General features: G+C 71.0%; 19 protein-coding genes. 6 read left to right on the top strand and 13 right to left on the bottom strand.

Features of this window, described 5'->3' with window-relative positions; all coding sequences use genetic code 11:
* Nucleotides 1-4 precede the first annotated feature (4 nt).
* Nucleotides 5-862 (top strand): deoxyribonuclease IV, encoded by an 858-nt coding sequence (locus tag AB0L71_RS00640; RefSeq protein WP_365236307.1) that lies wholly within the window; start codon nt 5-7, stop codon nt 860-862.
* A 17-nt stretch (nt 863-879) separates the two neighbouring features.
* Here the strand turns inward: AB0L71_RS00640 and AB0L71_RS00635 are convergent, their stop codons facing one another.
* Nucleotides 880-1,512 carry a sulfite oxidase-like oxidoreductase gene (locus AB0L71_RS00635; RefSeq protein WP_365236305.1) on the bottom strand — a complete coding sequence of 211 codons (633 nt, stop codon included), beginning with the start codon at nt 1,510-1,512 and terminating at the stop codon, nt 880-882.
* A 174-nt stretch (nt 1,513-1,686) separates the two neighbouring features.
* Between AB0L71_RS00635 and bfr the strand changes: the two genes are divergently transcribed.
* Nucleotides 1,687-2,166 (top strand): bacterioferritin, encoded by a 480-nt coding sequence (gene bfr / locus AB0L71_RS00630; protein WP_365236303.1) that lies wholly within the window; start codon nt 1,687-1,689, stop codon nt 2,164-2,166.
* 58 nt (nt 2,167-2,224) lie between these two features.
* On the opposite strand, the gene AB0L71_RS00625 is transcribed toward bfr, so the two are convergent.
* Nucleotides 2,225-2,524, bottom strand: coding sequence for a (2Fe-2S)-binding protein (locus tag AB0L71_RS00625; protein ID WP_365236301.1), 300 nt, complete (start codon nt 2,522-2,524; stop codon nt 2,225-2,227).
* Nucleotides 2,525-2,690: 166 nt separating this feature from the next.
* Nucleotides 2,691-4,037, bottom strand: a complete 1,347-nt coding sequence (locus AB0L71_RS00620; RefSeq protein WP_365236765.1) for a class II 3-deoxy-7-phosphoheptulonate synthase — start codon at nt 4,035-4,037, stop codon at nt 2,691-2,693.
* 73 nt (nt 4,038-4,110) lie between these two features.
* On the opposite strand from AB0L71_RS00620, the gene AB0L71_RS00615 reads away from it, so the two are divergent.
* Nucleotides 4,111-4,197: a trp operon leader peptide gene (locus AB0L71_RS00615; protein WP_365236763.1), complete on the top strand. Its 87-nt coding sequence runs from the start codon at nt 4,111-4,113 to the stop codon at nt 4,195-4,197.
* 90 nt (nt 4,198-4,287) lie between these two features.
* Nucleotides 4,288-6,207, top strand: a complete 1,920-nt coding sequence (locus AB0L71_RS00610) for an anthranilate synthase family protein (RefSeq protein ID WP_365236299.1) — start codon at nt 4,288-4,290, stop codon at nt 6,205-6,207.
* Between the two features lie 91 nt (nt 6,208-6,298).
* Here the strand turns inward: AB0L71_RS00610 and AB0L71_RS00605 are convergent, their stop codons facing one another.
* From AB0L71_RS00605 to AB0L71_RS00585, 5 genes are all read right to left on the bottom strand, one after another.
* Nucleotides 6,299-7,300 (bottom strand): 2-hydroxyacid dehydrogenase, encoded by a 1,002-nt coding sequence (locus AB0L71_RS00605; protein ID WP_365236297.1) that lies wholly within the window; start codon nt 7,298-7,300, stop codon nt 6,299-6,301.
* Between the two features lie 183 nt (nt 7,301-7,483).
* The gene (locus AB0L71_RS00600) at nt 7,484-8,512 is read right to left on the bottom strand and encodes a 6-phosphofructokinase (RefSeq protein WP_365236295.1); all 1,029 of its coding nucleotides are present in this window, start codon (nt 8,510-8,512) and stop codon (nt 7,484-7,486) included.
* Between the two features lie 135 nt (nt 8,513-8,647).
* Complete coding sequence (locus tag AB0L71_RS00595; RefSeq protein WP_365236293.1) at nt 8,648-9,340, bottom strand: response regulator transcription factor; 693 nt, start codon at nt 9,338-9,340, stop codon at nt 8,648-8,650.
* Nucleotides 9,337-10,560: a DUF5931 domain-containing protein gene (locus AB0L71_RS00590; RefSeq protein WP_365236291.1), complete on the bottom strand. Its 1,224-nt coding sequence runs from the start codon at nt 10,558-10,560 to the stop codon at nt 9,337-9,339. Before AB0L71_RS00590 ends, AB0L71_RS00595 begins: the two co-directional genes overlap by 4 nt.
* Before the next feature lie 51 nt (nt 10,561-10,611).
* Nucleotides 10,612-11,355: a lysophospholipid acyltransferase family protein gene (locus tag AB0L71_RS00585; RefSeq protein WP_365236289.1), complete on the bottom strand. Its 744-nt coding sequence runs from the start codon at nt 11,353-11,355 to the stop codon at nt 10,612-10,614.
* 195 nt (nt 11,356-11,550) lie between these two features.
* On the opposite strand from AB0L71_RS00585, the gene AB0L71_RS00580 reads away from it, so the two are divergent.
* Both AB0L71_RS00580 and AB0L71_RS00575 read left to right on the top strand, forming a co-directional pair.
* Nucleotides 11,551-12,330, top strand: a complete 780-nt coding sequence (locus AB0L71_RS00580) for an alpha/beta fold hydrolase (RefSeq protein ID WP_365236287.1) — start codon at nt 11,551-11,553, stop codon at nt 12,328-12,330.
* Nucleotides 12,323-13,039: a hypothetical protein gene (locus tag AB0L71_RS00575; protein WP_365236285.1), complete on the top strand. Its 717-nt coding sequence runs from the start codon at nt 12,323-12,325 to the stop codon at nt 13,037-13,039. Before AB0L71_RS00580 ends, AB0L71_RS00575 begins: the two co-directional genes overlap by 8 nt.
* A gap of 60 nt (nt 13,040-13,099) precedes the next feature.
* On the opposite strand, the gene AB0L71_RS00570 is transcribed toward AB0L71_RS00575, so the two are convergent.
* From AB0L71_RS00570 to AB0L71_RS00550, 5 genes are all read right to left on the bottom strand, one after another.
* On the bottom strand, nt 13,100-13,858 hold the full coding sequence (locus AB0L71_RS00570; RefSeq protein ID WP_365236283.1) for an endonuclease/exonuclease/phosphatase family protein: 759 nt from the start codon (nt 13,856-13,858) through the stop codon (nt 13,100-13,102).
* 78 nt (nt 13,859-13,936) lie between these two features.
* Nucleotides 13,937-14,878 carry an ROK family glucokinase gene (locus AB0L71_RS00565; RefSeq protein ID WP_365236281.1) on the bottom strand — a complete coding sequence of 314 codons (942 nt, stop codon included), beginning with the start codon at nt 14,876-14,878 and terminating at the stop codon, nt 13,937-13,939.
* A 75-nt stretch (nt 14,879-14,953) separates the two neighbouring features.
* Nucleotides 14,954-15,412, bottom strand: coding sequence for a DUF5304 domain-containing protein (locus AB0L71_RS00560; protein ID WP_365236279.1), 459 nt, complete (start codon nt 15,410-15,412; stop codon nt 14,954-14,956).
* An 83-nt stretch (nt 15,413-15,495) separates the two neighbouring features.
* Nucleotides 15,496-16,812, bottom strand: a complete 1,317-nt coding sequence (locus tag AB0L71_RS00555; RefSeq protein ID WP_365236278.1) for an ArsA-related P-loop ATPase — start codon at nt 16,810-16,812, stop codon at nt 15,496-15,498.
* Nucleotides 16,813-16,816: 4 nt separating this feature from the next.
* Nucleotides 16,817-17,266, bottom strand: coding sequence for an SRPBCC family protein (locus AB0L71_RS00550; RefSeq protein WP_365236276.1), 450 nt, complete (start codon nt 17,264-17,266; stop codon nt 16,817-16,819).
* Between the last annotated feature and the right edge of the window lie 69 nt (nt 17,267-17,335).

Raw genomic sequence — 17,335 nt, 5'->3', positions numbered from 1 at the left:
CCAGATGCGCAACCCCGTCGGCGGCCATGTTCCCGTGGCCGGTGGCCTCGCCAAGGTCGGGCTCCCCTACGCCCGCGAGATGGGGGCGGAGGCCGTCCAGGTCTTCGTCGCCAATCCGCGGGGCTGGGCGACGCCCGTCGGCAACCCGGCCCAGGACGAGCAGTTCCGCGCCGAGTGCGTGGCCGAGTCCATACCCGCGTACGTCCACGCCCCCTATCTGATCAACTTCGGCTCGCACACCGAGGCGACCGTCGAGAGGTCCGTGGAATCGCTGCGCCACTCACTGCGACGGGCCCGCGAGATCGGCGCCCTGGGCGTCGTGGTGCACACCGGCTCCGCGACCGGCGGCCGGCCACGCGCGGAGGCCCTCGCGCAGGTGCGCACGCATCTGCGGCCGCTCCTGGACGAACTGACGCACGACGACGACCCCTGGCTGCTGCTGGAGTCGACCGCCGGCCAGGGGGCCTCGCTCTGCTCGCGCACCTGGGACTTCGGCCCGTACTTCGAGGCGCTCGACGCCCACCCCAAGCTCGGCGTCTGCCTCGACACCTGCCACGTCTACGCGGCCGGCCACGATCTGACGGGCCCGACGGGCATGCGGCAGACCCTGGATCTCCTGGTGGACACGGTCGGCGAGGGCCGGCTGAAACTGATCCACGCCAACGACTCCAAGGACGTCGTGGGAGCCCACAAGGACCGGCACGAGAACATCGGCGCCGGTCACATCGGGGAGGAGCCGTTCCGTGAGCTCTTCCGCCATCCGGCGACCGCCGGTGTACCCCTGATCATCGAGACGCCGGGCGGCAAGGACGGCCATGCGGCGGACGTGGCACGGCTGAAGGGGCTGCGCGACCGCGGCTGACGGCCTCGCTGCCGGGGTCAGAGCTCGGGGCCCTCCCCGGGCTCCTCCTGGTAGGAGTAGCGCTGCTCGCGCCACGGATCACCGACGTTGTGGTAGCCGCGCTCCTCCCAGAAGCCACGGCGGTCGGTCGTCATGTACTCGATGCCCCGGACCCACTTGGGCCCCTTCCAGGCGTAGAGGTGCGGCACGACGAGCCGGAGCGGGAAGCCGTGCTCGGCGGTGAGCAGCTCACCGTCCTTGTGGGTGGCGAAAAGGGTTCGGTCCGAGGCGAAGTCGGAGAGCCGCAGGTTCGAGCTGAACCCGTACTCGGCCCAGACCATCACATGCGTCACGTCCGGCGCAGGAGGTGCGAGCTCCAGGACGGTACGGGCGAGCACTCCGCCCCACTCGGCACCGAGCATGCTGAATTTGGTGACGCAGTGCAGGTCGGCCACGAGCGAGGTGAACGGCAGGGCCGAGAACTCCTGGTGGTTCCAGCAGTGCTTCTCGCCGTCCGCCGTGGCCCCGAAGACCCGGAATTCCCAGCGGTCGGGCTTGAACTTGGGTACGGGCCCGTAGTGGGTCACCGGCCAGCCGCGCTGAAGTCGCTGTCCCGGCGGAAGCTCGGACTGCTGCGGCGCGCTGTGTTCCCGGCTTTCCGGCTGACCCATGACTCCATGGTGACAGACGCCCAGGGATGGTCCCGACCTGGACCGGTGCCAGGCCCGGTACCAGCACCGATTGCGACAAAACCCACTAAGCATGCACTTACTGGACGATCATCGGACACGATGCGAGGATGCGGCCAACTTAACCAATTCATCCGGTTGGAAGGAGCCTCTGCGATGCAGGGCGACCCCGAGGTCCTCGAGTTCCTGAACGAGCAGCTGACCGCCGAGCTGACTGCCATCAACCAGTACTTCCTGCACGCAAAGATGCAGGAGAACTTCGGCTGGACGAAGCTCGCGAAGTACACCCGCTCCGAGTCGTTCGACGAGATGAAGCACGCGGAGATCCTCACGGACCGCATCCTCTTCCTCGACGGACTCCCCAACTACCAGCGGCTCTTCCACGTCCGGGTGGGGCAGACCCTCACCGAGATGTTCCAGGCCGACCGGCAGGTCGAGGTGGAGGCGATCGACCGCCTCAAGCGCGGGATCGAGCTGATGCGCGGCAAGGGCGACATCACGTCCGCAAACATCTTCGAGTCGATCCTGGAAGACGAGGAGCACCACATCGACTACCTCGACACACAGCTGGAACTGATCGAGAAGCTCGGCGAGCCGCTCTACATCGCCCAGCAGATCGAGCAGCCTGACAGCTGATGCCGTGACCGGCAGCCCTGCCGGTCACGGCATCACAGGGCCGGAGTCTGTGCTGCGGTCAGGCCGCTCCCGAGAGCCGGATGCCCGGGGCGACACGGGCGGAGTCGAGGGCGGGAGACATCTCGGGGGCGGCATCCGCGGGGGCGCCGGCCGCCGCGACGGACGTCCGCTTCCGTTCGAGGAGTTCGCGGCGCGGGCAGGTGCCGCGGCCGAGGACCGCCTGGATCGCCCGGACACAGCCGCCGCAGTCGGTGCCCGCCTTGCAGACGGAGGCAATCTGGCGGGGCGTGCACGCCCCGGCTGCCGCATGGTCCTTGACCTGCTTCTCCGTAATGCCGAAGCACGAGCAGACGTACATGCGGTTCACCTCCCGACGGGATCGGTCTCTGCGCCACCTCTCCCTGATCGGTGAGGTTAACCTAACCTTAGTCACATCGGGAAGCCGCTGAAAGCCTTCGAACGACGGTGGGGCACGGATCACATGGATCCGTGCCCCACCGTCGTACACGCACTGCCTGCGGTGACTACTGGTCCCGGTACATCTCGGCGACCAGGAACGCCAGGTCGAGAGACTGGCTGCGGTTGAGCCGCGGGTCGCAGGCCGTCTCGTAGCGCTGGTGCAGATCGTCCACGAAGATCTCGTGTCCGCCGCCGACACACTCGGTGACATCGTCGCCGGTGAGCTCGACGTGGATGCCGCCCGGGTGGGTCCCGAGGCTCTTGTGCACCTCGAAGAAGCCCTTGACCTCGTCCAGGACATCGTCGAAGCGGCGGGTCTTGTGGCCGGAGGCGGCCTCGAAGGTGTTGCCGTGCATCGGGTCGGTCACCCAGGCCACGGTGGCGCCGGAGGCGGTGACCTTCTCGACCAGGTCGGGGAGCTTGTCGCGGACCTTGTCGGCACCCATGCGGACGATGAAGGTCAGCCGGCCGGGCTCGCGCTCGGGGTCGAGGCGTTCGATGTAGCCGAGCGCCTCGTCGACGGTGGTCGTCGGACCGAGCTTGATGCCGATGGGGTTGCGGACCCTCGAGGCGAACTCGATGTGCGCGCCGTCCATCTGGCGGGTGCGCTCACCGATCCAGACCATGTGGGCGGAGGTGTCGTACAGCTGGCCGGTGCGCGAGTCGGTGCGGGTCAGCGCCGACTCGTAGTCCAGCAGCAGGGCCTCGTGCGAGGCGTAGAACTCGACGGCCTTGAACTCGGCCGGGTCCGTACCGCACGCCTTCATGAAGTTGAGCGCGTTGTCGATCTCGCGGGCGAGCGCCTCGTAGCGCTGGCCGGACGGCGACGACTTCACGAAGTCCTGGTTCCAGGCGTGCACCTGGCGCAGGTCGGCGTAACCGCCGGTGGTGAAGGCGCGGACCAGGTTCAGCGTGGAAGCGGACGCGTGGTACATCTGCTTCAGCCGCTGCGGGTCCGGGACGCGGGCTTCCTCGGTGAAGGCGAAGCCGTTGACGGAGTCGCCGCGGTAGGTCGGCAGGGTGACGCCGTCGCGGGTCTCGGTCGGCTTGGAGCGCGGCTTGGAGTACTGTCCGGCGATCCGGCCCACCTTGACGACGGGCACGGAGGCCGCGTAGGTCAGCACGGCGCTCATCTGGAGCAGCGTCTTCAGCTTGGCCCGGATGTGGTCGGCCGACACGGCGTCGAAGGCCTCGGCGCAGTCACCGCCCTGCAGCAGGAACGCCTCGCCCTTGGCGACGGCTCCCATACGGGCGCGCAGCTGGTCGCACTCGCCCGCGAAGACGAGCGGCGGATACGACGCGAGGTCCGCGAGTGCATCGCGCAGAGCCTCGGCATCGGGGTACTCGGGCTGCTGCGCCGCGGGAAGGTCTCGCCAGGTGTTGCCACCGGCGACGGAGGTATTGGCGTTCACGGTCACGCCAACCACATTACGGCGTCCGGCGGGACGTCCCGGCCCAAGCTCAAAAGGTGAGACGCGCGCTCGGATGCCATGGTGTTCCGCTAGGGTTCGGACCATGTTCGCGCAAGAGACCCAGAACTGGTGGTGGACCGCTCATCCGGCGGCCCACTGATCGATCGCGCGACAGACCACGCGAAGGCCGCCCGAGGGGCGGCCTTCTTCGCGTTTCGGGAGCCGTTCCTCCGCAGGGAAGGAACCACCCATGTCTCACCGCACCGCCCTCGTCGTCGAGCGGCTCCTCGCTGACGACTGCCCGCCGTTCGCGCTGCTGCGCCGCCGCGCCCCCGGCCGTTCCCAGGACATCGTCGAGGTGCTCATCGGCCGGGTGCGGGAAGCGGACCGGCTCGCCGATCTCCCGGTCGGTGCGCTGCCCTCGCTCGCCCTGGTGCCGTTCCGGCAGATCGCCGAGCGCGGTTTCGATGTGCGCGACGACGGGACTCCGCTCTCCGTACTGGTCGCGGACGAGAGCTACGAGCTGCCGCTGGCCGAAGTCCTGGAGCGGCTGCCGGACCATGCCGTCTCGGTCGAGGGCGGGGCCTTCGACGTCCCCGACGAGGAGTACGCCGGGATCGTCCGGCGTGTCGTCGAGGACGAGATCGGGCAGGGCGAGGGGGCGAACTTCGTGATCAGCCGGACCTTCCGGGGCGAGATCCCGGGTTTCGGCCGGGCCGACGCGCTGGCCCTCTTCCGGCGGCTGCTGACCGGTGAGCGGGGTGCGTACTGGACGTTCGTCGTGCACACGCAGGACAAGGCGTCCGAAGGGGCCTCGGCTCCGGGGCGGACGCTCGTGGGTGCCAGCCCCGAGGTGCATGTCCGGATGTCGGGCGGGACGGTCGTGATGAACCCGATCAGCGGAACGTACCGCTACCCCGCCGCGGGCCCGACGGCCGAGGGTCTGCTGGGCTTCCTCTCCGACCACAAGGAGAGGGACGAGCTCTCCATGGTGGTCGACGAGGAACTGAAGATGATGTGCACCGTCGGCGACATGGGCGGGGTGGTGGTCGGGCCGCGGCTCAAGGAGATGGCCCATCTCGCGCACACGGAGTTCGAACTGCGCGGGCGTTCGTCGCTGGATGTGCGGGAGGTGCTGAAGGAGACCATGTTCGCGGCGACGGTCACCGGTTCTCCCGTCCAGAACGCCTGCCGGGTCATCGAGCGGTACGAGCCGGACGGTCGCGGTTACTACGCGGGGGCGCTGGCACTGCTGCGGCAGGAGCCGGACGGGACGCAGACCCTGGACTCACCGATCCTGATCCGCACCGCCGACATCTCGGCCGACGGACGTCTGCGGGTACCGGTCGGGGCGACCCTCGTACGCCACTCCGACCCGGACAGCGAGGTCGCCGAGACCCACGCGAAGGCGGCCGGGGTACTGGCCGCGCTGGGCGTACGCCCGGCGCACCGGCCGCCGAACGGGGCGGTGCGCGCGCACCTGGCGGGCGATCCGCGGGTCCAGGCGGCCCTGGATGCCCGGCGCGACGGCCTGGCTCCGTTCTGGCTGCGGATGCAGGAGCGTACGCAGAAGCTGTCCGGCCATGCCCTGGTGATCGACGGGGAGGACACCTTCACCGCGATGCTGGCGCATCTGTTGCGCTCCTCGGGGCTGGAGGTGTCGGTGCACCGCTACGACGCGCCGGGGCTGCGCGCACGGGTGCGGGCGCACGAGGGCCCCGTCGTGCTGGGTCCCGGGCCGGGGAATCCGGGCGAGAAGGCCGATCCGAAGATGCGGCTGCTGCGCGAACTGGCCGCGGAGCTGGTCCGCGACCACCGGCACGGGCTGCTGGGGGTCTGTCTCGGCCATGAGCTCATCGCGGCGGAGCTGGGGCTGGAGATCGTCCGCAAGACGGTGCCGTACCAGGGGGCGCAGACCCGGATCGATCTGTTCGGGCGCCCGGAGACCGTCGGCTTCTACAACAGCTTCACCGCGCGTTGTGACGCCGAGGCGGTCGCCGAGCTGGCGGCGCACGGTGTCGAGGCGAGCATCGACCCGGTGAACGGGGAGCTTCACGCGCTGCGCGGGCCGGGCTTCGCCTCGGTGCAGTTCCATCCCGAGTCGGTGCTCACCCTGCGCGGTACGACGATCGTGGCCGAGCTGCTGGCCGGGCTGCCGGTGGCCGGCTGACCGGGGCGGACCGCGGCGGACAGGGGCCCGGAGGAGTTCCGGGGCCCCGGTCCGCCGGGGGGTGCGCGGGTTCAATGGGCCGGCAGCGGATTCACCGGGACGGCTTCGGGACGAGGACGTTCTCGCTGCGGCGGCCGGCCAGGTAGTCGGCGACGTTCTGGACGGTGGCGTCGATGATCTGGGACACCGCGTCCTGGGTGTAGTACGCCTGGTGCGAGGTCACCACGACGTTCGGGAAGGTGACGAGCCGGGCGAGCGTGTCGTCGTCGATGCCCTCCAGGGACTTGTCGACGAAGAAGAGCCCGGCCTCCGCCTCGTACACATCGAGCCCGACGCCCAGGAACCGGCCCGCGCGCAACTCGGCGACCAGGGCGTTGGTGTCGATGAGTCCGCCGCGGCTGGAGTTGATCAGGATCGCGTCGCCCTTCATGTGCGCAAGGGCGGCCTTGTCGATGATGTGCTGGGTCGAGGGCAGCAGCGGAACGTGCAGGCTGACCAGGTCCGCCTCGGCGAGCAGCTGTTCGCGGTCGACGTACTCCATGCCGAGTGCGACGCAGGCCGGGTTCTCGGCGATGTCCCAGCCGAGCAGCCTCATTCCGAAGCCGTGGGCGATACGGGTGAACGCCTCGCCGATCTTGCCCGTACCGATCACTCCGGCCGTCCGGCCGTGCATGTCCCGGCCGAGGAGGCCGTCGAGCCGGAAGTCGAAGTCGCGGGTCCGGCTCGCGGCCCGGATGACGCGGCGGTTGACCGCCATCGCGAGGGTCCAGGCGAATTCCGCGACCGAGTACGGCGAGTAGGAGGAGACCCGGGCGACCCGCAGGGCGAGCCGTTCGGCGACGTCGAGGTCGATGTTGTTGAAGCCGGTGGAACGCTGGGCGATCATCTGCGTGCCGCCCGCCGCGAGGGTCTGCAGGACGCCGCTGCCCAGGTCGGCGTTGACGCTGGTGGAGATGATCTCGTAGCCGGCCGCGATGGGGGCGGTGTCCTTGGTCAGGAAGACGTCCAGGCAACGGACCTCGTGCTGCCCGGCGAAGGCCTTCTCGATCAGCGGCTTCTCATCGGACTGCACACCGAATGCCAGGATTTCCACATCTTCTCCCGTTTGCTTCGCAGATCAGGGGACATGCTCCGGTCACCGCGAATATACGGCCCCCGCCCCCGCCGCGCCGCCCGGTCTCTCCCGCCGCCTTGCCCGATCCGGGTGCCCCGCCCCGGTCTCTCCCGCCGCCTTGCCTGGCCTCTCCCACCGCCCCGCCCGATCCGCATGCGCCGGTCAGCCGAAGAAGACCTCCGCCTCCGCGTAGCGGGCCGGGTCGACGGTCTTGAGGCGGGCGGTCGCCTCCGCGAGCGGCACCCGGACGATGTCGGTCCCCCTCAGGGCGACCATCGTGCCGTAGTCGCCGTCCCGTACGGCATCGATCGCGTGCAGGCCGAAGCGGGTGGCCAGCCAGCGGTCGAAGGCGCTGGGGGTGCCGCCGCGCTGGACAGGGCCGAGGACGGCCGTCCGGGTCTCCCGGCCGGTGCGGATCCGGATCTGTCCGGCCAGCCATTCGCCCACGCCGGAGAACCGGACGGGGCCCGGGGAGCCGTACGGTCCGTCCCCGGGGATCATCTCCCCCCGCGCCGGCATGGCGCCTTCGGCGACCACCACGATCGGCGCGCAGCGCGCGCCGAAACGGGAGGTCACCCAGGAGCACACCTGGCCGACGTCGAAACGCCGCTCCGGGATGAGGATGACATCCGCGCCGCCGGCCAGTCCCGAGTGCAGCGCGATCCAGCCCGCGTGACGGCCCATCACCTCGACCACGAGGACCCGCATATGGGAATCGGCGGTGGTGTGCAGCCGGTCGATGGCTTCGGTCGCGATGGAGACGGCCGTGTCGAAACCGAAGGTGTAGTCGGTGGCGGAGAGGTCGTTGTCGATGGTCTTGGGGACGCCGACGCACTTGATGCCGTGCTCGCCGGAGAGGGCCGCCGCCACGCCGAGGGTGTCGTCACCCCCGATCGCGATGAGCGAATCGACCTCGCGCCGGGCGAGGTTGCCCCTGATCCGGCGTACCCCGTGCTCCGTTCCGAACGGATCGGTGCGCGAGGAACCGAGGACGGTGCCGCCCCGCGACAGGATGCCTTGCACCGCCGGGACGGAGAGCGGCACCACCTCGTCCTCCAGGAGACCGCGCCAGCCGTCCCGGAATCCGATGACGTCGTAGCCGTACTCCTGCACGCCCTTGCGGACGACGGCGCGAATGGCCGCGTTGAGTCCCGGGCAGTCGCCGCCCCCGGTCAGTACTCCGACCCGCATGGAAGCATCCCTTCGCCGAAGTGAGCCCCCTGCGGACCATGCTCATGGTGATCCAGCCCACCCGGGAATGGGTCGAATGGTCAATTCCGTTGCGATGTGGATCAGTTGGCCTGCGCGGTGCACGCCCCGGCGCGTTCAGACATCGTCGAGACCGCGTTCGATCGCGTACCGCACGAGCTCCACCCTGTTGTGCAACTGAAGCTTCCCCAGGGTGTTCTGGACGTGGTTCTGGACCGTGCGGTGCGAGATGACCAGGCGTTCGGCGATCTGTTTGTACGAGAGTCCCTTGGCGACCAGGCGCAGCACCTCGGTCTCGCGCTCGGTGAGTTCCGGGGCCTTGGGTCCGTCGGACGCGACGGGTGCGGGGCCGGAGGCGAGCCTGCGGTACTCGCCGAGGACCAGACCGGCCAGGCCGGGCGTGAAGACGGGGTTTCCGACGGCGGTGGCCCGCACGGCCTCGGTCAGCTCCTGGGCACTGGCCGACTTGAGCAGATAGCCGGTGGCACCGGACTTGACCGCTTCCAGTACGTCGGCGTGCTCACCGCTCGCGGAGAGCACCAGGACCCGCAGTCCGGGGTGGGAGCCGACGAGTTCCTTGCAGACCTGGACGCCCGTCATGCCGGGCAGGTTGAGGTCGAGGACGAGGACGTCGGGGGCGGCGGCCTTCGCCCTGCGGACGGCCTGCGGTCCGTCGCCCGCGGTCGCCACGACGTCGAAACCGGACTCGGAAAGGTCGCGGGCGACGGCGTCGCGCCACATCGGATGGTCGTCGACGACCATCACCCTGACGGCCCGCTCCTCGGCGCCCTGGGTGTTCTCCATGCTCATCCGGCTGGTCCTGCCTTCCCCCGTGAATCCTTCGGAACCTTCAACTCGACCTCGGTGCCCTGGCCGGGCACCGAGAGCAACTCCGCCGTGCCGCCCAGGTCACGCAGTCTGCCCCGGATCGACAGGGCGACCCCCATCCGCCCTTCCCCCTCGGCCTGCGCGAGCCGCCCGTCCGGGATGCCGGGGCCGTCGTCCCGGACCGTCACGATCACCTCGTCCGGCCAGTCCTCGACGAGGATCCAGGCCTGGGCATTTTCCCCCGCGTGAACCCTGACATTGTCCAGGGCGGCACCGACAGCGGCCGCCAGTTCCTTCGCGACCCCGGGAGCGAGCAGCACCGGGGCTCCGGGCTCCGCGAAGCTGATCCCGGCACCGACGTGCGGGGCGAGCAGGGACCGCAGATCGCAGTCGGCCTGCCCGGCGGGTTCGTCGTCGACCTCGACGCTGCGGACCACGGCGCCCTCGGCGGCGTCCTCGGAGACCCGGCTGGTGGGCACCAGACCGCTGGAGACCAGGGTGCGCAGGGCGACTTCCTGCTCCCCGGCCATCCGGCCCAGTTCGGCGGCCTCGCCGCCCAGCGCCGTGCCGCGGCGCTGCACCATCGCGAGGACCTGGAGCACGCTGTCGTGGATGTCGCGGGCCAGCCGTTCCCGCTCACGGGTGGCGGCCTCGATCTCCAGGGCACGGGCCAGGGTGCGCTCACTGGCCCGTGCCACCTCGACGACGTAGCCGATGGCGATGGAGGCGACCCAGACCAGCACGACGTTGTGGAAGGTGTCCCGACCGGGCTCGCCGCGCTCGATGATGTTGGCGAGCCCGACGAAGGTGGAGGCGAAGGCCGCCCAGCGCCAGCCGCCCTTGAGGGCGAAGGCCAGCACGGAGCCCGCGGTCCAGATGGACGGCAGCGTCGATTCGTCGACCTGCCGGACGTCGAAGTCGGCGAGCGGGGTGATGAGGATCCCGACGAGGGCGAGAGCCAGATCGGCGCCGAGGAAACGTTTGGTGCAGGCGGCGGCGCCCGCGACCTTCGGCAGCGTGGCGAGCGTCCAGACCGCCATCACCGCCAGGAAGACGACGGCCACCCAGGGCCGCTCGTACGTGGCCCCGCCGAAAGCGGCCAGCAGGGCCGCGTAGAGCACCGTCAGAACGCGGTACGCCGTCAGCGCACGCCACAGCGGCTGCTCGACCGACATGCGGACGACCCGCTCACGCCTGGCCACTTCCCCCACCCCCAGGACGGACACGACGCGATGACGCGACGAACCGTTCCATCAGTCTTGCGTACCGGACTCCTCGCGCGCCTGCTTCTCCCCTTCGGCCCGGCGCTTCGCCTGCTCCGCGATCTGCCGCTTGGCGGCGGTCGCGTAGATGTCGACGTACTCCTGGCCGGAGAGCTTCATGATCTCGTACATCACCTCGTCGGTGACCGCGCGCAGGATGAAGCGGTCCCCCTCCATGCCCTGGTAACGGCTGAAGTCGAGCGGCTTGCCGATCCTGATCCCCGGGCGCATGAGCCTGGGGACCACCTGGCCCGGCGGCTGGATCTTCTCCGTGTCGATCATCGCGACCGGGATGACGGGCGCTCCGGTGGCGAGGGCCACCCGGGCGAGTCCGCCGGGCTTGCCGCGGTAGAGGCGGCCGTCGGGCGATCGCGTGCCCTCCGGGTAGATGCCGAAGAGGCCGCCGCTCTCGATGACCTCGATGCCCGACCTGATGGCCGCCTCGCCGGCGCCGCGGGCCCCCGAGCGGTCCACCGGGAGCTGGCCGACACCCTTGAAGAAGGCGGCGGTCAGCCTGCCCTTCACGCCGGGCGAGGTGAAGTACTCGGACTTGGCGATGAACGTGACCTTGCGGTCCAGGACGGCGGGCAGGAAGAAGGAGTCGGAGAACGACAGGTGGTTGCTCGCGAGGATTGCCGGCCCCTGCGCGGGAATGTTCTCCAGGCCCTCCACCCACGGCCTGAAGGCGAGCTTCAGCGACCCGCCGACGGAGAACTTCATTGCGCCGTAGATCAACTCGGGTGCCTCCTGTGTGCTGTCCGACAGACCTTAACCCGTGCTGCCGCCCCAGCTCCCGCCCGGCGCGGAGCCGTCGCTGCGGCCGGGGGCGCGACGGCCCTGGTCGGTGTCAGTCCCGTCGCGTACCGTGAAGCCATCCTTCTGCACTCCCCCTTTTCGCTCCCCTTCGAGCCTCACGAACAGGAGACCCCGGTGCCGGTCCTGCCTGGAGCCGAGCCGTACCGCCACGAGGGCGGAGAGGTCGGCGTCCTCCTCTGTCACGGATTCACCGGCTCCCCGCAGTCGTTGCGCCCCTGGGCCGACCATCTGGCGGAGCGCGGGCTCACCCTCTCGCTGCCGCTGCTGCCCGGACACGGCACCCGCTGGCAGGACATGCAGCTCACGGGCTGGCAGGACTGGTACGCGGAGGTGGACCGGGAGCTGCGCGCCCTGCTGGAGCGGTGCGGTCAGGTCTTCGTCCTCGGGCTCTCCATGGGCGGGGCCCTCGCGTTGCGGCTGGCCGCGAAGCACGGGGACGCGATCAGCGGTCTGGTGCTGGTCAATCCGGCGAACAGGGTGCACGGCCTGTCCGCGCACGCCCTGCCGGTCATCCGCCATGTCGTGCCGACGACGAAGGGCCTGACGGGCGACATCGCCCGGGAGGGCGCCGTCGAGGTGGGGTACGACCGGGTGCCGCTCCACGCGGCCTATTCGCTGCGGAACTTCTTCCGCCTGGTCGACGGCGAGCTGCCCCAGGTCACGCAGCCGCTCCTGCTCCTGCACAGTCCGCAGGACCATGTGGTGCCGCCCGCCGACTCGGCCCGGATCCTCAGCCGGGTGTCCTCGACGGATGTCGAGGAGATCCTGCTGGAACAGAGCTACCACGTCGCGACGTTGGACCACGATGCGGAGCGGATCTTCGACGAGAGCCACCGGTTCATCGGGCGCCTCGCACCGAGCGCCGCACAGAAGGGGAGCACCTCAGGTGGCTGAGCAGGACGCGGAGCGCGCGGGCGGCGAGGAGGGGCGCGAGCCCCGTCCCGCGGAAGGAGCTGCCCTCCCCGCGGAGGGAGCGGCCGTGCCCGACGACGGCGCGGCTCCGCAGGACGCCGCGGCCCGGGCGGTGCCCTCGGGTGCCGAGGACGACCGGCCGGACATGACGGACAGGGCGGACCGGACGATCGACGAGGACGCCGCATGGCAGGCGATCGTCGCAGGGTACGGCGAGGAGCCGCCGGACCCGCCGGGCGCCAGGCCGTTCCGGTCGATCGAGGATCTCGCGCTGCTGGAGGACGACCAGCCGGGCGTCCTGGATGCGGACAAGGGGATCGGGAAGAAGTCCCCGAAACCTCCCGAGAAGCCGCTCGGCAGCTCGATCGTGTTCGCTCCCGGCGTCGGCGGCCCGCGCGACTACGAGGTCACGGAGCCGCAGGACGGCGACCTCGACGACAGCGACGAGGGGCATTTCGTCCCGCCGGAGCCCCCGCCGCTGCCGGAGGCCGACACCACGACGAAGTTCGCCTGGCTCGCGGTCGTCGGCGGTCCGGTGCTGATGCTGATCGCGGTGCTGCTGCGCTGGGACATGACCTGGTGGCTCACGACGGTCTGCGTCGGCGGGTTCCTGGGTGGTTTCGTCACGCTGGTGGCGCGGATGAACGACGCCGAGGACGACGACGACCCCGGGCGCGGGGCGGTGGTCTGAGAGCGGCGGTGGTCCGGGACCGGGCCGGCCGGGGCAGCTTCGATCTGCCGCCCCGGCGGCTCACGACCCGATGGCGGGCACCCGTAGGGCCGCCAGGACCGGCAGATGGTCCGTGGCCGCCCGCAGGTCCGCGTCGGTGACACCGGGCAGGCCCGCCGGGACACCGCAGCCGAGCACCTCGATGCCGCCCGTCGCGAACACCGCGTCGATCCGGCGTCGCGGACGGTCCGACGGGAAGGTGTTCTCCCCGCCCCACGGCCGTACGGCCGCACAGTCCTGGAACACCCCGGCCAGTCGTCGGAACGCGGTCCCGGTCGGTCCGTCGTTGACGTCGCCGGCCGCGATGGCGTGCTCGACCCTCATCGCGTCCAGCCGTTCCAGCAACATCTCCGTCTGGGCCAGGCGTTCGTCGTGCTGCAGGCTCAGATGGAAGCTCACCAGACCGATCCGGGTCCCCGCGATCCGCACCACCGACGTGGCGAAACCCCTGCGGGGCAGTCCGGGGGTGCGCGGCAGCAGCACGTCCTCGGTGCGCTCCACGGTGGCCCGCAGCGAGCAGAGCAGCAGGGGCCCGGCCGCCGTGGCACCACCGCCGAGCACAACCATGTCGGTACGGGCCGCCAGCCAGGCGGCGCGCTTGCGCCAGCGGAAGAACCGCGGGGCCTCCTGGACGAGGACCAGGTCGGGTGCGCAGGCACCGATGACGCGGGCCAGCGCCTCGCGGTCGTCCCGCATCGACCGGATGTTGTAGCCGAGGACTCTGATGACGGCCGAACCATCCGGCTCGGTACGGGAGTCAGGCAGCGGCGTCAGGACCATGCGGTCACGATACGACGGACGCCCGTCGCTCCCCAGAGGGCGCGGCGGGCGTCCGGCTGCGTGCCGCCCGGTGGCGGATCAGCCCTGGCGGGCCAGGTCCGCCGCGCCCACCAGGCCTGCCTTGCCGCCGAGTTGGGCAGCGAGCACCTGGGCGTGCGGGCGCCAGTCGCCGCCGATCAGCCAGCGCCGGAAGGACTTGCGGATCGGGCCCAGGACGAGCTCGCCCTCGTCCGAGACGCCGCCGCCGACGATGAACGCGGACGGGTCGAAGAGCGAGGCGAGGTCGGCGAGTCCGGCCCCGGCCCAGCGGGCCAGCTCACGGAACGAGTCGATCGCCACCGGGTCGCCCTGCCGGGCGGCCTGGCTGATGTGCTTGCCCTCGATGCCGTCCACCGTGCCGTCGCCGAGCGACAGCAGGATCGCGGCGCTCTCCGGGGTGGCGTGGGCGCGCTGCTTGGCGTACCGGACGAGTGCGCGCCCGGACGCGTACTGCTCCCAGCAGCCCTGGCTGCCGCAGCCGCAGAGCAGGCCGTCCGGTACGACCCGGATGTGGCCGAACTCGGCGGCCACGCCGAAGCGTCCGCGGCGCAGCTTGTTGCCGATGATGATGCCGCCGCCGAGACCGGTGCCGAGCGTGATGCAGATGACGTCGTCGTGCCCCTGTCCGGCGCCGAAGCGGTACTCGCCCCAGGCGGCGGCGTTGGCGTCGTTCTCGACGACGACCGGAAGGCCGACACGCTGTTCGACCTTGTCCTTCAAAGGCTCGTGACGCCAGTTGATGTTCGGCGCGAACAGCACGGTGGCGCGCTTGTCGTCGACGTATCCCGCCGCACCGATGCCGACGGCATCGATCCGGTGTCCCTCGCTGGCGCCGGAGACGGCCGCCGCGATCGCGTCCACGATGCCTTCGGCCGTCGGCGGGGTCGGCACAGTGAACGTCGAGAGGATCTGTCCCTCTTCGTCGACCACTCCAGCTGCGATCTTCGTGCCGCCGATATCGACGCCGATGGTGAGTCCCATGAATCCCTCAGTTTCGGTCGAGCCCCGCTGTGGCCAACGGTACCCGAGCCGGGGACCCGCCCCTGTCGGCGCCGGTCAGTCCAGGTCGATGTGTTCGCCGGTGGCGGGGCCCTCGTCGCGCGGGTCGCTGGGGTCGTCGGCCTTCTTCTCGTTGCCGACGGGCTCCTGGGTACCCCGGGTCCAGCGGCGCTCCTGGCCTTCCACGGCGGAACGGTAGGCGGCGAGGAGTTCGCTGCCTGCCGCGGCGATGTGTTCGAAGACGTCCGGATTGCGTTCGATGACGGGTTCGACGGCGGACTTGGCCTGCCGGATGATCTGCTGCACGGTGCCCTGCGCGGCCGCGCCGAACAGCGGCGTCTGGAGGGACGCGACCTTGTCGGCCACGGCGTCGACCAGCTTGCGCAGTTCCTCGGCGGCCGAGCCGGGGGTCGGGCCGTGCTGCGCGCGACGGCGGGCCTTCTCCGCTTCCAGGTCCTCGGCGCAGGCCTTCGCCCACGCGTCGTCGTCGACGGGACGATCGGTGGCTTCGCTCATGGCGGACTCCTGCGACGTGGTGGTCCGGCGGCCCGGTGTACGGGGCGCCCGCTATCGACGTTACCCGACCCGTGAGGCGGTGTTCAGCCGCTCCTGGGCCACAGATCGGGGTCCGGCGTGAACCTGACCCGGAGCACCCCGTCGGTGAGGGCGGCCCCGGACACGGTGCAGCGGCGCAGCCCGGACTCCAGGGGGACGATCCGGCGGAACGGGCCGACGGTGAGGAGCAGCTCGTTGCCGCGGCGCACCAGCTGGAGGTCCTGCTTCACGGCGCCGGGCAGGGGCAGACACCAGGTCAGGACGGTGTCGGCGGACGGCGGGGCGGGCACGATCCGGCCGCCGGAGCGCGGCGGCCGGATCTCGCCGACGCCGTCCGGGACGTACGGGTCCTCGATCCACCAGGGGTCGTCGGCCCGGCCGGGTGCCGGGCCGTCCAGTCCCGCGGCGAGTCCGGCGCCTCCGACGGGGGCCTCGGTGCCCACCCTCCCGAGGACGGTGCGCTCGGCTCCGGCGCCGAGGAGGCCGAGGTCCTCCGGCCCTCGCGGGTCTCGGCCGAGGTGGGGCACTTCGCACAGGGCAGCGGTGGGGGCCCATCCCTCGGACCAGCGGTCGGTGGCCTTCTCCTGCTGCGCGGCGAGCGCCGCGAACCAGGGGTCGCCGGAGTGCCGGGGCAGTACCCGGTTGGCCACCAGCATGTCGACCCGCAGTCCGTACAGGGCGAGCCCGGTGCGGGCGCTGCGCAGGGCGTCCTCGGCGGCGGGGCCGGGTTCGGCGACCAGCCGAAGGGTGGTGGTGCGGTCCTCGATCAGGGCCTGGACGGTGGCCAGTTCGTCGTCCTTGCGGGCGGCGGCCTCGTACAGCCACTGGGCGGGTGCGGGGACCCCGGCGAGCTGGGCGAGCATCGGGCGCAGGGCGCGTGCGGCCTGCCGTTCCTGGGGCAGCAGCCTGCGCAGACAGCGGCGCAGCTGTTCCGGCAGGGTGAGCAGGGCGAGCGCGTCGCGCAGCGGCGGCAGGTCGACGACGAGTACGTCGTGGCCGCCCGGTTGCCAGTCGCCCGTGGCGGCCCGGCGCAGGGCGTGCAGCAGGGCGAGCTGGGAGGCGCCGGGGAGTTCGGTGAGTTCCTCGCCGTCCAGCCGGTTCCCGCCGAGCAGGTCGAGCAGGCCGGAGGCCCGGTCCTGGAGAGCGAGCAGTTCGCTGCGGAAGTGTGCGCCGGAGTCGATGCGGGCGGACCACAGGCCGTCCGCGACCTGGGTGGGTTCGGTGTCCCCGGGGAAGCCCGGTACGGCGTCGGCGGAGAGCAGCAGGGTGCGGTGTCCTCGCCGGGCCGCGGCCAGCGCGGTCGCCGCCGCGACGGTGGTACGGCCGGCGCCGCCCGGGCCGGTGACGAGGACCGTCCGCACCGGGTCAGGCCTTCGGGACGGACTCGACGCGCTTCTTCAGGCCGGCCAGGGCCCGGTCGATGATGACCTTCTCCGCCTTGCGCTTGATCATGCCGAGCATCGGGATCTTCACGTCGACGGTCAGCCGGTAGGTGACCTCGGTGCGGTCGCCGTCGCCGAGCGGTGCCAGTGCGTAGGAGCCGTCGAGGGCACGCAGCATCTGGGACTTGACGAGGGTCCAGCTGACCTCGTAGTCGCCGATCCAGGTGTACGCGAGGGTGTGGTCGTCCTTGATCGCCCCGGCGTCGAGGACGAGGCGGACCTTCTCGGCGCGGCCCTCGGCGTCGGTGGAGAGGACCTCGGCCTCCTTGACCTCGCCGGTCCATTCCGGATACCGGGCGAAGTCGGCGATCACTCCCATGACGTCGGCCGGCGCCGCCTCGATCGTGATGCTCGAGCTGGTGTGTTCAGCCATCGCCGTGGCTCCTCCAGTGCGGTGTACCGGTGCGTCGGCAGCTGCCTGCCGTCAGAAGGCTATCGCGTG

Origin of the sequence: Streptomyces sp. NPDC052052, from assembly GCF_040680455.1 — a bacterium.
Classification (GTDB): Bacteria; Actinomycetota; Actinomycetes; order Streptomycetales; family Streptomycetaceae; genus Streptomyces.
This window is presented reverse-complemented; position numbering and strand designations above follow the sequence as displayed.

Excerpts from the sequence above, each read along its gene's own strand:
- AB0L71_RS00640 (WP_365236307.1), top strand. The coding sequence starts at position 5 with ATGCGCAACCCCGTCGGCGGCCATGTTCCCGTGGCCGGTGGCCTCGCC.
- AB0L71_RS00635 (WP_365236305.1), bottom strand. The coding sequence starts at position 1,512 with ATGGGTCAGCCGGAAAGCCGGGAACACAGCGCGCCGCAGCAGTCCGAG.
- bfr (WP_365236303.1), top strand. The coding sequence starts at position 1,687 with ATGCAGGGCGACCCCGAGGTCCTCGAGTTCCTGAACGAGCAGCTGACC.
- AB0L71_RS00625 (WP_365236301.1), bottom strand. The coding sequence starts at position 2,524 with ATGTACGTCTGCTCGTGCTTCGGCATTACGGAGAAGCAGGTCAAGGAC.
- AB0L71_RS00615 (WP_365236763.1), top strand. The coding sequence starts at position 4,111 with ATGCCATGGTGTTCCGCTAGGGTTCGGACCATGTTCGCGCAAGAGACC.
- AB0L71_RS00610 (WP_365236299.1), top strand. The coding sequence starts at position 4,288 with ATGTCTCACCGCACCGCCCTCGTCGTCGAGCGGCTCCTCGCTGACGAC.
- AB0L71_RS00600 (WP_365236295.1), bottom strand. The coding sequence starts at position 8,512 with ATGCGGGTCGGAGTACTGACCGGGGGCGGCGACTGCCCGGGACTCAAC.
- AB0L71_RS00595 (WP_365236293.1), bottom strand. The coding sequence starts at position 9,340 with ATGAGCATGGAGAACACCCAGGGCGCCGAGGAGCGGGCCGTCAGGGTG.
- AB0L71_RS00570 (WP_365236283.1), bottom strand. The coding sequence starts at position 13,858 with ATGGTCCTGACGCCGCTGCCTGACTCCCGTACCGAGCCGGATGGTTCG.
- AB0L71_RS00565 (WP_365236281.1), bottom strand. The coding sequence starts at position 14,878 with ATGGGACTCACCATCGGCGTCGATATCGGCGGCACGAAGATCGCAGCT.
- AB0L71_RS00560 (WP_365236279.1), bottom strand. The coding sequence starts at position 15,412 with ATGAGCGAAGCCACCGATCGTCCCGTCGACGACGACGCGTGGGCGAAG.
- AB0L71_RS00550 (WP_365236276.1), bottom strand. The coding sequence starts at position 17,266 with ATGGCTGAACACACCAGCTCGAGCATCACGATCGAGGCGGCGCCGGCC.